The organism is Plantactinospora sp. A48 (genome assembly GCF_055793945.1).
In genome coordinates, this window is the sequence record NZ_JBTIXF010000010.1 from 81,579 (window position 1) to 95,731 (window position 14,153).

Here is a 14,153-nt window from a genome sequence, read left to right on the forward strand (position 1 = left end):
GACCGGCATCCCCCACCGTCCGGTTGGCCACCGCGTTTCCGTGCTCTCCGGTTGTCCACGGCGTTTCCGGGTGTCCGGTTGTCCATGGTGCATAGATCAGGCACGCTTTACCCGTGACAGCCCAGGGCGAGCCGACCGCCCCGAGCACGGCGCCCCCGCCCACCGGGCCCGAACCGCGCTCCGCCGGCCAGACCGCCGCACCGGCCCAGCCGGACCTGCGGGCTGCCCTCGACGAGTTGCGCACGGCTGCTCGGGACGCCGTTTTCCCCCTGGTGCTGCCCTCCACCGAGGCGGCGGGCCGGACCGGCCGCGCCCTGGTCAGCCAGCTCGACGACTACCTGCTGCCCCGGCTGGCCCGCCTGGACGCCCCGCTGCTCGTGGTGGTCGGCGGTTCCACCGGCGCCGGCAAGTCGACCCTGGTCAACAGCCTCGTCCGGGCCCGGGTCAGCGCCGCCGGCGTGCTGCGACCCACCACCCGGGCCCCGGTGCTGGTGTGCAGCCCCGCCGACACCACCTGGTTCCGGCAGGGTGACCTGTTGCCGGGGCTGACCCGCACGAGCGAACCCGGGGACGACCCGCACACCCTGCAACTGGTGACGGCGCCGGCCCTGACCCCGGGCCTGGCCTTCCTCGACGCCCCCGACATCGACTCGGTGGTCGACGCCAACCGGGCCCTGGCCGCCCAACTGCTGGCCGCCGCGGACCTCTGGCTGTTCGTCACCACCGCCGCCCGGTACGCGGACGCGGTGCCCTGGGAACTGCTGCGCACCGCGCGTGAACGCGGGACGGTGATCGCCCTCGTCCTCGACCGGGTGCCCGGCGACGCGGCCGAGGAGATCGCCACCCACCTGGCCGAGATGCTGGCCGACCACGACCTGTCCGCCGCGCCCCTGTTCGTGCTGCCCGAGACCACGATCGACGGCCAGGGCCTGCTGCCCGAGCGGGCCGTGGCCGGGCTGCGCGACTGGTTCGACCGGCTCGCCTCCGACGGACAGGCCCGGGCAGCGGTGGTCCGGCAGACCCTGGACGGCGCACTGGCGGCGCTCGGTCCGGCGATCCAGCGGATGGCCCTCGCCGCCGACGAGCAGGACCGGGCCGCCGCCACCCTGGACGAACGGGTGGCCGGGGCGTACCGCAACGCCCGGCGCACCGTCGAGCAGGGCGTCCAGGACGGCCGACTGCTGCGCGGCGAGGTGCTGGCCCGGTGGCAGGAGTTCGTCGGCACCGGCGAGCTGTTCCGCACCCTGGAGGCCCGGATCGGCCGGCTCCGCGACCGGTTGGTGGCGGCCGTCACCGGCCGGCCGGCCCCCGGCCGGGAGTTGCAGAACGCCATCGAGTCGCAGCTGGTGACCCTGCTCCGCGGGGTGGCCGCCGACGCCGCCGAGGCCGCGTACACCGGCTGGCAGGCCCATCCGGCGGGCGCCGCACTGCTGGAACCGGCGTTGGCCCGGCCGGGCGAGGACTTCGCCGAGCGAGCCGAGCGGCTGGTCCGGGACTGGCAGCGCGGCGTGCTGGAGCTGGTCCGGGCCGAGGGCGCGGACCGGCGCTTCGTCGCGCGTACCGCCGCGTACGCGGTGAACGCCATGGGACTCGCCGTCACCATCGCGGTCTTCGCCTCGACGGCGTTCATCCCCACCGGGCTGGAGGTGGCCACCGGCGCCGGCACCACGATGGCCGGCCAGGTCGTCCTCCAGGCGATCTTCGGAGACCAGGCGGTACGCACCCTCGCCGCCCGGGCCCGGACCGACCTGCTCGCCCGGACCGAGGAGCTGCTGACGACGGAGGCGGCCCGGTTCCGCGCCCGACTCGCGGCGGCCGGCCTGCCCGAGCGGTCCGCCGAACGGCTGCGCTCCGCCGCCGACACCGTGGAACAGGCCCGGCTGCGGGCCGGACTCACCCGGGAAACACCACTCATCCTGCCGGGAGACGACAGGTGAGCAACATCGTGGACCGGTTCCGCGACGCGCTGCGCGGTGACCGCCGGGTCGACCCCGACGCCCTGCTCGACCGGGTGAGCGCCGTACGCCAGTTCCTCGAACTCGTCGCGGGACACCTCCCGGAGGACCGGCTCGGCGCGGCACACACCCTGGTCGAACGCGCCAGCGACCGGCTGGCGCTGTCCCGGGACCACACCGTGGTGGCGCTGGCCGGAGCCACCGGCAGCGGCAAGTCCAGCCTGTTCAACGCGCTGGCCCGGATCGACCTCTCCCCGGTCGGCGTACGCCGCCCGACCACCGGGGTGACCTACGCCTGCGTCTGGGGCCAGCTCGACGGCGCCATCCGGCTGCTCGACTGGCTGGGGGTGCTGCCCCGGAACCGGTTCGTCCGGGAGAGCGCACTGGACGCCGCGGACGAGGCCGCGCTGCACGGCCTGGTCCTGCTCGACCTGCCGGACTTCGACTCGGTGCAGCAGAGCCACCGGCGCGAGGTGGATCGCCTGCTGGGGCTCGTGGACCTGGTGGTGTGGGTCGTCGATCCGCAGAAGTACGCCGACCGGGTGGTCCACGAGAGCTACCTGCGGGAGTTCCACCGACACCGGGACGTCACCGTGGTGGTGCTCAACCAGGTCGACCGGCTGTCCACCGCCGAGGTCCCCCGGGTACTGGCCGATCTGCGCCGGCTGCTGGACCGCGACGGGCTCGCCGGGGTGCCGGTGCTGGCCACCTCCGCGCTGCGGCAGGAGGACCTGACCGACCTGCGCGGCACCCTGGAGCACACCGTCGGCGAGCGGCAGGCCGCGCTGCGCCGGCTCGCCGGGGACGCCGACACGGTGGTCGAGGCCCTGACCGCGATGATGGGCCCGGCGCCGACCGCTGACGATCTCGACCGCGCCAGCCTGCCCGGCCTCACCGACGCGCTCGCCGGGGTGGCCGGAGTGCCGGCCGTGGCCGACGCGACCGAGCGGGCGTACCGGCACCGGGCCGCCGGCTCGACCGGCTGGCCCCTGGTACGCGGCTGGCGCAGGCTGCGGCCCGATCCGCTGCGCCGGCTGCACCTGCCCGGACCCACCGGCCCGGATGACGAGTCCGGCCCGGCGAGCCTGGTGGCCGCCACCTCGGTGCCGGATCCCACCGCGGCGCAGCGTTCGGCGGTCGGACTCGCGGTACGCCAGGTCGCCGACCGGGCCGGCCAGGGCCTGCCGGCGCCCTGGCCGGGCGCGGTGGCCAGCGCCGCCCGGTCCCGGCTGACCGACCTACCGGACGCCCTGGACGGCGCCGTTGGCGGCACCGACCTGGGCCTGAGCCGCAAGCCCGTCTGGTGGCGCCTGGTCGGTGGCCTCCAGTGGCTGGTGACGCTGGCCGCCTTCGCCGGCCTCGGCTGGCTGGTGTTCGGGTACGCGCTGCGGGCCCTCGGACTGCCCCGGCTGGACTACCCGATGGTCGGCCGCGTACCGCTGCCCACCCTGCTCCTGCTCGGTGGTCTGCTGCTCGGCGTGCTCATCGCGGCGTTGGCGAAGCCGGTCATCGGTCTGGGTGCCCGACGCGCCCGGCGGCGGGCCGAGCGCCGGCTGCGGGCGGCCGTCCGCGAGGTCGCCGGCGACCACGTCATCCGGCCGGTCCGGGAGGTGCTGGCCGCGTACGCCCGCGCCCGGGAGTCCCTCGAAGCGGCCCGGTCCGCCCGGTGACGCCCGGCAGGTCGACGCCGGTCCGGGACGTTCGATGAGGTCGGACGTCGACGCTGGCCCGGTCCGCCCGGTGACGTCCGGCCGCTCGACGCTGGTCCGGGCCGGGATGGCGCTGCTCGGCGGCCTGTACCTCTCCTGGGGTGGGCCGGCGGTCCTCGCCCCGGCCTGGTTCTTCGACAACTTCCCGGGCTTCGGACGCGCCTGGACCGCCGCGTATCCGCCGTACAACGAGCATCTGGTGACCGACCTCGGCGCGGCGTTCCTCACGCTCGGTGCGCTGCTGCTCACCGCAGCCTGGCTGGCCGACCGTCGGGTCACCGCCGTGGTGCTGTCCGGCGTGTTGCTTCATTCCGGCGTCCATCTGGCCTTCCACCTGGCCCGGCACGGCACCCTGGCGCGGGCGGACCTGGTAGCTGGTCTGCTGGCGCTGGCCCTCGGGGTCGGCATTCCCGGTGCGCTCCTGGTGCTCTGTGCCCGAAACCGGGCGTAGGGTCGAAGCATGGCCACGCCACAGACCCCTTATGACGCGGTGCTGCACGCCGCTCGCGACGTGACCAAGCTGGATTCCGCCCTCGACGCGGAGATGCTGGGCACGGCTCTGCTGGGAAGCGTCTACGCCCTGGCCGAGGAGGACCGCAACGCGGCGGTCCGCCGGTTCGTCGGTGACTTCCTCGCCGCCACCAGCCGGCGCCGGACCGCCGCGGCCACCACCATCCGCCGGGTCTTCGCCGCCCTCGTGCCGGACGCCACCGGTGCCGGCACGGTCCGGCCGGGCGCCCAGGCGCCGCCGTGGTCCGGCGAACTCGGACGGGTCCGGCTCACCGGCAGCTACGCCTACGGCGACGTGTACGGCGACCAGACCTCGTACCTGGCGACGTTCGCCTACACCGACGCCGAGTCGGGCGGACCGGAGCACGCGGTGGTGGCCCTGGTCGACCACAACATCGGCATCACCAAGGACATCTTCGTCGGCGGTCCGGCCGAAGGGATCCTCGAACAGGTCCGGCAGATGTGTGACGGTGACGACCTCACCTGGTTCCGCACCGAGGACCCGGTGCGGCTGCGGGCCGAGGTCAGCCGGCACCTGGCGATCACGGACGGGCTGACCGAACTGCCCGACGAGGGCTCCCTGGCCACCGACCGGGCCCTGGTGGGCGCCCGGCTCGCACTGCTGCCCGCGCCACCACTGGCCGCGGTACCCGAGCCCGAGCCGCTGTCGCCCGAGGAACGTAGCCGGCTCGTCCGGGAGTTCCTCGCCACGCCCGAGGCCCGCCAACACGGCCTCGACCAGGTCGACGGTGGCGACCTCGCCTCGCTGCACTTCTGCCTCAGCCTCGTGCTGGACCACGCGGCCACCTTCCCCGAGCCGGACCCGCTGCGCTGGAGTCCCGCCGTGGCCGGGCTGTTCCTGCTGGACTGGGTACACCGGCGGGCCGTGCTCGACATGGACGACGCCGCCATGCTGCCCCGGGTGGTGCGGGCGTGGGCGGCGTACGCCAGCCGGCGACGTGGGCTGCCACCCCAGGCGGCCCGGCAGACCGACGCGGCCATCGAGGAGATGGTCCCGGAGTTCGTCCGGCTCTACACCACCGGCGAACGGCGCAGCCCGGCCACCGCCGCGGTGGCGCAACTGATGGCCGACGGGGTCGACCCGGACGACCCGGACGCCCTGGAGGCCTGGATCGAAGCCAACCGCCAACGCCTAGCCGACGACTAACCGGGTCTAACCCTCCCTTCCCCCCTCCCCTCCCCCCCTCTCCCGGTTGATCATGAAGTTAGCGGCCTTTTTGATCTCCAAAGTGGCCGGTAACTTCATGATCAACGGTCAGGTCGGGGACGGTGAGGGCGGTGGGAAGCCGGTGGGGCCCGGTGAGGGCTCTGGGGTGGCGGACGGGGCCGGCGGGAGGCTGGGCGACGGTTCCGGCTTACCGGTGGGGGTATTCGCCGGAGGCGGGGGACTGCCCGGGGTCGGGGGCGGGGGACTGCCCGGGGTCGGGGGCGGGGGACTGCCCGGGGTCGGGGGCGGGGGACTGCCCTGCGTCGGCACCTGGGGGGTGGCCGACGGTGGCGAGGGCGGTGGGCCTGGCGGGGACGGTGGAGCCGGCGGGGACGGTGGGCCCGGCGGGGACGGCGATGGGTCGGTCGACGATGGCGAGGGTTCGTCGACCGGCGGGGTCGAGCCGTCGCAGGACGGCGTCGGGTCGGCCGGTACGTCCGGCGCCGGTGGCACCGGTGGCCGGTCGGGGCGGTCGTACCGGTTGTCGCCGGGTGGCGGCGCCGGGCGGGCCGGGACCCGCGGCGCTGGAGCGGGAGAGCTGCGGTTGCCGTCTCCGAACCAGGGTGGCGCACCGCCGGGCAGGACGGTCGGCGGCAGCGGGACGACCACGACGGGTCCCTCGGACTCGGGCGGGATGAACGGCGCTCCGCCACCGGTCGCCGCCCCGGTGTCCCGGGTGGTGGTGGCAGATCCAGCGCTGATCACCGCGACGATCGGCAGCGACGCGGTACCGGCCAGCATGGCCACGGTCAGCAGGTACCGCCGCGCCGGACCGGCCAGACCGTCCGCGCGGTGTACCCCGGCAACGCGCCGGTCCGTGGGCAGGAGGCCCGAACCGCGGTGCCGGGCGGGCGGCCGGTACCGGTCATCGGGCCCGGGCTGCTGGCCGAGGTCGTCGGGCACGGGCTGAACTCCTCGCGGGCGTCGTGCTGGGCCAACCTCACCGCCGGAAAGACACCGGTCCGGCTCGGTCGGCGGAGCGGGCCGCCGGGCTACGCTTCCGACGGCGGAGGCGACGATCCCGCCGGAGGAACGAAGGTTGGGCCTCGTCCCGGGCGGTGATCCCGGCCCAGTCAGCCTGACCCAGTCACGCAGTGTTTTCCATCGCCACACAGCGTGTCACCGTGCCGAGTTTTGTCGACCTTTCCGACGTACCTCGTAAACAGGCTCCACCGGCGACGAAGCCGGCGGACCGGGGAGACCGATCTGTGGGGCCGCTCACCTCCTCTGCGAATATGGGAGGCAACGGCGACGCAGCCGCGCCGTTCGCGCACCCCCGGCGGAGGGCGGCTGGACGCCGACGCTAGGCGATTCGTGTTCCATGGCGGAGCCGGATCAGCCCGCGCGGCAACCCCGGACCGGGGCTAGGCGCGGGGCCAGAACTCCGGCCGGACAGGAGTCGGGTCGGCGCAGAACTGCGCGGTCGGGCCACCCCCGGTGCCGGCGCACACACGACAGGAGAGACGGATGGCGAAGGGCGACCCCGGGGTCACGGCCCGCGGCAGGCGGGCCACATCCCGATCCAAGCGGCCCGTGGCCGGTGCACCCAGCAGCGAGCCGGTGCAGTTGCTGACCCCCGACGGGGAACGGGTGGACAGCGTCGTCGGGCAGGACGGCGTCGAGTACCGCGTCGACTTCACCGACGACGAGTACCGCGGGCTCTACCGGGATCTGGTGCTGGTCCGCAAGCTCGACGCCGAGGCCACCGCCCTGCAACGGCAGGGTGAGCTGGGCCTGTGGGCGAGCCTGCTCGGGCAGGAGGCGGCCCAGGTCGGTTCCGGCCGGGCGTTGCGGAAGCAGGACATGGCGTTCCCCACCTACCGGGAACACGGCGTCCTGTACTGCCGGGGCATCGACCCGATCATGCCGCTCGGCCTGTTCCGTGGCGTCGACCAGGGCGGTTGGGATCCGAACGAGTTCAAGTTCAACATGTACACGATCGTCATCGGTGCCCAGACGCTGCACGCCACCGGTTACGCGATGGGCGTGACGATGGACGGCAAGACCGGCAGCGAGGACGGCGAGGCGGTGATCGCCTACTTCGGCGACGGCGCCACCAGCCAGGGCGACGTCAACGAGGCGTTCGTCTGGGCCGGCGTGTTCAACTCCCCGATGGTGTTCTTCTGCCAGAACAACCAGTACGCCATCTCGGAGCCGCTGGAGCGGCAGACCCGCATCCCGCTCTACCAGCGGGCGGCCGGCTTCGGCTTCCCCGGTGTGCGGGTGGACGGCAACGACGTGCTGGCCTCGTACGCGGTGACCCGGCACGCGCTGGACAACGCCCGGCTGGGCCAGGGTCCGACGCTGATCGAGGCGTACACCTACCGGATGGGGGCGCACACCACCTCCGACGACCCGACCCGGTACCGGATCGCCAGCGAGGTCGAGGCCTGGCAGGCGAAGGACCCGATCGCGCGGATGCGCGCGTTCCTCACCCGGCAGCAGATCGCCGACGACGCCTTCTTCGCCGAGATCGACGAGCAGGCCAAGCGCGAGGCGGTGCACCTGCGGGAGCGGGTCCTCGACATGCCCGACCCCCGGCCGGTGACGATGTTCGACCACGTCTACCCGCACGGCTCGCCGGAGTTGGACGAGCAGCGGGAACGGTTCACCCGGTACCTGGACTCGTTCGAGGGGAGTGCGCACTGATGGCCACCGAGACCCTCACCATCGGAAAGGCCCTGAACACGGGGCTGCGCCGGGCGCTGGAGAACGACTCCAAGGTCGTGATCATGGGCGAGGACGTCGGCAAGTTGGGCGGCGTCTTCCGGATCACCGACGGGTTGCAGAAGGACTTCGGTGACCAGCGGGTGATCGACACCCCGCTCGCCGAGTCCGGCATCATCGGCACCGCCGTCGGGCTGGCCATCCGGGGCTACCGACCGGTGTGCGAGATCCAGTTCGACGGTTTCGTCTACCCCGCGTACGACCAGATCGTGTCGCAGGTGGCGAAGCTGCACTACCGCTCGCAGGGCAAGGTCCGGATCCCGATGGTGATCCGGATTCCCTTCGGTGGTGGCATCGGCGCGGTCGAACACCACTCGGAGTCGCCGGAGGCGTACTTCGCGCACACCGCCGGCCTCAAGGTGGTGACCTGCGCCAGCCCGCAGGACGCCTACACGATGATCCAGCAGGCCATCGCCTCCGACGACCCGATCGTCTTCCTGGAGCCGAAGCGGCGCTACTGGGAGAAGGGCGCGGTGGACCTGGACGCGCCGCTGTCCGGGGCGTACCCGCTGCACTCGGCCCGGGTGGCGCGGGCCGGCACCGACGCGACGGTGCTGGCGTACGGTCCGATGGTCCGGGTGGCCCTGGACGCGGCGACCGCCGCGGCCGAGGACGGCCGGGAGCTGGAGGTCATCGACCTGCGCACGCTCTCCCCGCTGGACCTGGCCCCGGCGTACGAGTCGGTGCGCCGCACCGGCCGGTGCGTGGTGGTGCACGAGGCGCCGGGCAACCTGGGTCTGGGCGCGGAGATCGCGGCCCGGATGACCGAGGAGTGCTTCTACTCCCTGGAGGCGCCGGTGCTGCGGGTGACCGGCTTCGACACTCCCTACCCGGCGTCCCGGGTGGAGGAGGAGTACCTTCCGGACCTCGACCGGGTGCTCGACGCCGTCGACCGCAGCTTCGGATGGTGACCGCGATGTCCCGGATCAAGGAGTTTCCGCTTCCCGACCTCGGTGAGGGTCTGACCGAGGGCGAGATCCTGAAGTGGATGGTCGCGGTGGGCGACACGATCGAGCTGAACCAGCCGATCGTCGAGGTCGAGACCGCCAAGGCCGCGGTGGAGATCCCGGCCAAGTGGGCCGGCCAGGTACACGCGATCTTCCAGGAGGAGGGCACCACCGTCGAGGTGGGTACGCCGATCATCGCGATCGACACCCAGCCGGGTGCCGGGCCGGTGGACGAGCCCGGCCGTACCGACCGGTCCGGGGTGGCCGGGGCGACGACCACGGGTCAGCCCGACTCGGACCTGCCGACGCCGTCGGCCGCCTCGCTGGCCGCGGTCCAGTTGGCGCCTGCCGAGGGCGCCATCGAGCCGGGCATGTTCGGCAGTCCCGCTCCGGCGCGGACCCCGGTGCTGGTCGGGTACGGTCCCCGGACCGCCGCCGCCAAGCGCCGCCCCCGCAAGGCCGGGCCGACCTCCCAGCCGGTCTCCCAGCCCAGCTCCCCGGTTGATCGTGGGGTCGTGGCGAGTGACCGGGCCGGCGCGACGCCCGCGGTTCCGGCCCCGCAGACCCGCGCGAACGGGGTCGGTGTGGTCGTCCTGGCCAAGCCGCCGGTCCGGAAGCTGGCCCGGGATCTGGGGGTGGACCTGGCCACGCTGACCGGTTCCGGCCCGCTCGGGTCGGTCACCCGGGAGGACGTACAGCGGGCGGCCGAGGGCACCGCGACGGTCACGGCGGGCGCCACGAACGCCGCACCGGCCGGTCCTCAGGTCGACGCTCCGGTCACGGCGCCGAGCTTCGGCACCGACCGCGAGCAGCGGATCCCGGTCAAGGGGGTCCGCAAGTTGACCGCGGAGAACATGGCCCGGTCCGCGTTCACCGCGCCGCACGTCACGGAGTTCCTGACCGTGGACGTGACCCGTTCGATGAAGGCCCTCGACCGGTTGCGCGCCCAGCGCGACTGGCGGGACGTCCGGGTCTCACCGCTGCTGCTGGTCGCGAAGGCGGTGCTACTGGCCGTCCGCCGGCATCCGATGGTCAACTCGTCGTGGGCCGGTGACGAGATCGTCGTCAAGGAGTACGTCAATCTCGGCATCGCGGCGGCGACCGAGCGCGGGTTGATCGTGCCGAACATCAAGGACGCCGGGCGGCTCTCGCTGCGGGAGCTGGCCGACGCGATGACCGCGCTGGTGCAGACCGCCAAGAGTGGTCGGACGGCACCGGCGGACATGGCCGGTGGAACGCTGACCATCACCAACGTGGGCGTTTTCGGCGTCGACACGGGCACCCCGATCCTGCCGCCGGGCGAGTCGGCGATCCTGGCCTTCGGCGCGGTCCGCGAGCTGCCGTGGGTGCACAAGGGCAAGGTGAAGCCCCGCCAGGTGACCACCCTGGGGCTCTCGTTCGACCATCGGATCATCGACGGCGAGCTGGGGTCGAAGTTCCTGCGGGACATCGGCGCGTTCCTGGCCGACCCGGAGGCGACGCTGCTGGCCTGGACCTGATCTCCACGGCGATGCCGCCGGCCCGGACCTGATCGGTCCGGGCCGGGTGAACGGCCGGTGTGTTCGGCGGGAACGCCGGATACACCGGCCGTTTCGGTTGACTGAATAAAACTCAGCGCGAACGCCAAGTTGACCAACGAATCTTCGGCTGGTGTCCCAGCTCACCTAATAATCATTGGATTCCCGCTGGCTGATGCGGCACACTGGTGTCAACAGAGAGACGCCGCAGTCCGGGGGGACACGACATGAGCATGATCAACCGAATCCGTAACCGCAGGGACGCCAGCCGCCGCGCTCGGGCCATCGACCGCGCGCTGCGTTCCGCCACCACGCCGGCCGTCGCCGACGAGATCATGGTGGCTGCCATGCGCCAGTTCCGCTGACGCGCACAGACCTTCCTCATCTCCTCACCTCGATGACCCCGCCCGGCCCAGCCGGCGCGGGGTCATCGGGTTTCCGGCCCGGACCGCCGACCCGGCAACACGTACCCACTGATCACCGGAACAGCCGGCGGACCGGGATTCCGCCCCGGCTGGTCGCCCGGTACGGTTGGGCACGGCCGACACCCGCCCGGCCGCGCGGGACCCGGCGGCGTTCCGGATCCGCCGGCACGACCGGCTGACGTCCCCGCACCGCCCCGCGCGCCCCGCGCCGGCGGACCGGCTACGGTGCGGGGGGAGAGTCGGCGGCCGGCGTTACCTTCGGCACCGCCCGGCCGACACGCGAAGGAGGCGCGCGCATGACGTCCGAGGGCCCGCAGCGATCCGGTCATGAGCCGGAGGAGGCTGCACGAGGCGCCGCTGGACCCGCGCCCGGTGGCCACGGCACGACATACGGGCGCCCGACGGCGCGCCCGTACGACGATCAAGATCAGTCGCAGCGGTTCGACGGTTCCGACCAGGCGGCCGGCAACGGGTCCAACCCCGACGCCTGGGCGCCGGCACCCGCCGGCCGGTGGGGCGTGCAGGACAGCAGCGAGGCCGGCCCCGCCTCGGGCGGGTGGCGCACGCCGACCCCGCGCGGCGAACCGGCCACCGGTCCGGGCGAGCCCGGCGGTGGCCAGGGCGCCTGGACACCGCCCCAGCAGCCCACGCCGACCAACTGGGCGCCCCCCGGCGAGGATCGGGAGGTCAACTGGCCACCGGCCGCGACCGGCCCGGCCGCCAACTGGGCGCCGCCCGGCGCCAACGACGAGGCCTGGCCGCCGGAGTTGGGCGCCGCCGCCGGGAACCAGGACGCGGAAGCCGCCGCCGAGACGCCGGCCGGTCCGCCCCGCTGGGCGACCGCGGACCTGCCCCCGGCCGCCGGCGCGGAGCAGGCGGCAGCCTGGTCGCCCGGTGAATCCTGGGGTACGGCGCAACCGGCCGCCCCCGAGGTGCCACCCGGCGCGGTCGGGGACGGATCCGATCCGCGTTCCACCTCGGGCGACGGTCTCCCGCAGCGCAGCCGGGAACACCGCTCCGACGAGGCGTACCGCTCGGACAGTGGCGACTCGATGGCGTTCGGCGCGATGAGCCAGGACTCCGGCGAGTTCCCGGCGCCGGCCCACGACCAGGCATGGTCCGGTTTTGTCCCGGCCAGCGGCGGGCGCTCGGCGGCCGAGCCGGTGTCCGGCGGTGACTCCGGTCAGGCACCGGTCTATCAGCCGGCACCCGGCCCCGGCATCACGCCGGCCGGCGCGGTGCCACTGCCCCCGCAGGAGGCGCGGGTGCCGGGGGCGACGCTGGCCGCCGCGCACGTCGACGAGCCGCGCCCCGGTTGGGCAACCGGACCGTCCGACGAACCGTCGGGCTACCCCCAGGCCGACCCACCGGGTCCGTACGACGAGGCCAACCGGTCGGGCGGGTTCGACGTACCCGCGCAGCAGCCGGCGGCGGTCCACCCCGGTTCGGGAGCGCCCGTGCCACAGCCGCGCTCCGGCGCCGAGGCGGACGGCGCGGGTGAGCAGCCCGGCGGGATCGCCGTCACCGCCAGCGCCTCCGTCCCGCTCGCCAGCCGGGTCATGCCACCCACCGACTTCGTGGCGCGGCCGGAGTCCCGGCCCGCACCGCAACCCCGGGTGTACGGACGACCGTCGGCGCCCGAGACGGACCCGGCCGACGAGGCCCCGGCCGACGTCGAGGCCCCGGCCGTCCCGGCCCAGCGGGCGCCGGGGGTCTACGGCCGGCCGACGACCTACGGCAGCCGACAGGACGACGAGGACGTCAACGCCAACCAGCCGGGAGATCTCGGCAACGGTCCGGGCCGTTTCTCCGACGGCTCGCCCGCCGGGTTCGCCGGTCCCGCCGCGCCGTTCGGCGACCTGGTGGACAGCGACCGGAACGACCCGCGACGCGCCTCGGCCGCCGCGCCGGCACCGTACGAGTCGGACGGCCCGGGTACCTTCCCGCCCGGTTCTCCCGCCGCCTTCGAGCCCGGCGGACGTGGTCCGGGCGGCCAGCCCTTCGGCCCGCGCCCGGACGAGCGCGGCGAGCAGCGACCGGTGGACCAGACCCGGATCGGTCCCGCCTTCCCGGACGCCCCCGGCGACCGGTCGGACGGGCTGGGCTTCCCGGACCGGCCGCGCGACCAGCAGGACTTCCGGGACGGCCCGCCGCCCTTCGGCGGCCCGGGGACCGCGCCGGCCTTCCCACCCGTCGGTCCAGGCTTCGGCGGACCGGGCGGACCCGCTGGCGGTTCCGGTGGCTTCGGCGGCGGCCCTGGCCGCCCCGGGGGACCCGGTGGTTTCGACGGCCCCGCCGGCGGTGGCGGTGGGCCCGAGGGCAGGTCCACGAGCACCACGGTCTTCCCGCCCGCCGGTCCCGGCGAATTCGGCTCGAACGGACCCGGCGGTTTCGGCAGCGGGCCGGCTGGTCCCGGCGGTCCGGCCGGTGGTGCCGGTGGCCCCGCCTTCGGCGGCGGTGCCGGTGGTCCGGGCGGCTTCGGCGGCGGACCGGGCGGTGCCGGTGGCCCCGGCGGCTTCGGCGGCGGACCGGGCGGTGCCGGTGGTCCGGGCGGCTTCGGCGGCGGACCGGGTGGCCCAGGGGGGCCTGGCGGCTTCGGCGGCCCGAACGCGGCCCCGGGTCGCGCCGGTACGGTCAGCGACCCCGATCAGGACCGCTTCAACTCCTTCAAACCGGACACCACCCAGGCGGCGGCCCCCGCCAATCCGGAGCCGACGCCACCGCCCGCGCAGGTCCGCAACGGCCGGGTCCTGATCGCCGTGCTCGCCGCGGCCGTCCTGTTGCTGGTCATCCCGCTCGGCGCGGTGTGGTTGTTCAGCGGCGGCGGGGACGACAAGCCGTACAACCCGGCGGTCGGCGACTGCGTCAAGCAGTCCGGCGGGGCGCCCGCCCCGGCGAACTGCGGCGACGCGGGTGCCTACAAGGTGACCGCGAAGGAAGCCAGCAAGGACCGCTGCCCGGACACCAAGCAGCCGTACATCCAGGTGAAGGACCCGAACGGCGGCGATCAGGTGCTCTGCCTGCAACCCGCCACCGGCTGACGTCCACCGGCGAGCCCGCTCCCACCCGTGGGGGCGGGCTCGCGCCGTGTCCAGCCCGATCCGCCGGACCGGTCCGATCCGTTCGGCCGGGCCG

The 14,153-nt window shown here is 74.4% G+C and carries 9 protein-coding genes; all 9 read left to right on the forward strand.

The features are described 5' to 3' along the window. The first annotated feature begins 113 nt into the window (after nucleotides 1-113). The gene (locus tag ACXN5W_RS07995) at nucleotides 114-1,937 is read left to right on the forward strand and encodes an ABC transporter (protein ID WP_473157523.1); all 1,824 of its coding nucleotides are present in this window, start codon (nucleotides 114-116) and stop codon (nucleotides 1,935-1,937) included. Next, complete coding sequence (locus ACXN5W_RS08000; RefSeq protein WP_473157524.1) at nucleotides 1,934-3,625, forward strand: GTPase; 1,692 nt, start codon at nucleotides 1,934-1,936, stop codon at nucleotides 3,623-3,625. The genes ACXN5W_RS07995 and ACXN5W_RS08000 overlap by 4 nt, the downstream gene beginning before the upstream one ends. Nucleotides 3,626-3,659: 34 nt before the next feature. Continuing rightward, nucleotides 3,660-4,115: a hypothetical protein gene (locus ACXN5W_RS08005; protein ID WP_473157525.1), complete on the forward strand. Its 456-nt coding sequence runs from the start codon at nucleotides 3,660-3,662 to the stop codon at nucleotides 4,113-4,115. A gap of 9 nt (nucleotides 4,116-4,124) precedes the next feature. After that, complete coding sequence (locus ACXN5W_RS08010) at nucleotides 4,125-5,342, forward strand: hypothetical protein (RefSeq protein ID WP_473157526.1); 1,218 nt, start codon at nucleotides 4,125-4,127, stop codon at nucleotides 5,340-5,342. A 1,527-nt stretch (nucleotides 5,343-6,869) separates the two neighbouring features. Next, nucleotides 6,870-8,051 carry a pyruvate dehydrogenase (acetyl-transferring) E1 component subunit alpha gene (gene pdhA / locus ACXN5W_RS08015; RefSeq protein WP_473157527.1) on the forward strand — a complete coding sequence of 394 codons (1,182 nt, stop codon included), beginning with the start codon at nucleotides 6,870-6,872 and terminating at the stop codon, nucleotides 8,049-8,051. Continuing rightward, on the forward strand, nucleotides 8,051-9,040 hold the full coding sequence (locus tag ACXN5W_RS08020) for an alpha-ketoacid dehydrogenase subunit beta (protein WP_473157528.1): 990 nt from the start codon (nucleotides 8,051-8,053) through the stop codon (nucleotides 9,038-9,040). Before pdhA ends, ACXN5W_RS08020 begins: the two co-directional genes overlap by 1 nt. Nucleotides 9,041-9,045: 5 nt before the next feature. Beyond that, nucleotides 9,046-10,575, forward strand: a complete 1,530-nt coding sequence (locus ACXN5W_RS08025) for a dihydrolipoamide acetyltransferase family protein (RefSeq protein WP_473157529.1) — start codon at nucleotides 9,046-9,048, stop codon at nucleotides 10,573-10,575. 245 nt (nucleotides 10,576-10,820) lie between these two features. Continuing rightward, nucleotides 10,821-10,958, forward strand: a complete 138-nt coding sequence (locus ACXN5W_RS08030) for a hypothetical protein (protein ID WP_473157530.1) — start codon at nucleotides 10,821-10,823, stop codon at nucleotides 10,956-10,958. Between the two features lie 356 nt (nucleotides 10,959-11,314). Then, nucleotides 11,315-14,059, forward strand: coding sequence for an LppU/SCO3897 family protein (locus tag ACXN5W_RS08035; protein ID WP_473157531.1), 2,745 nt, complete (start codon nucleotides 11,315-11,317; stop codon nucleotides 14,057-14,059). Nucleotides 14,060-14,153 lie beyond the last annotated feature (94 nt).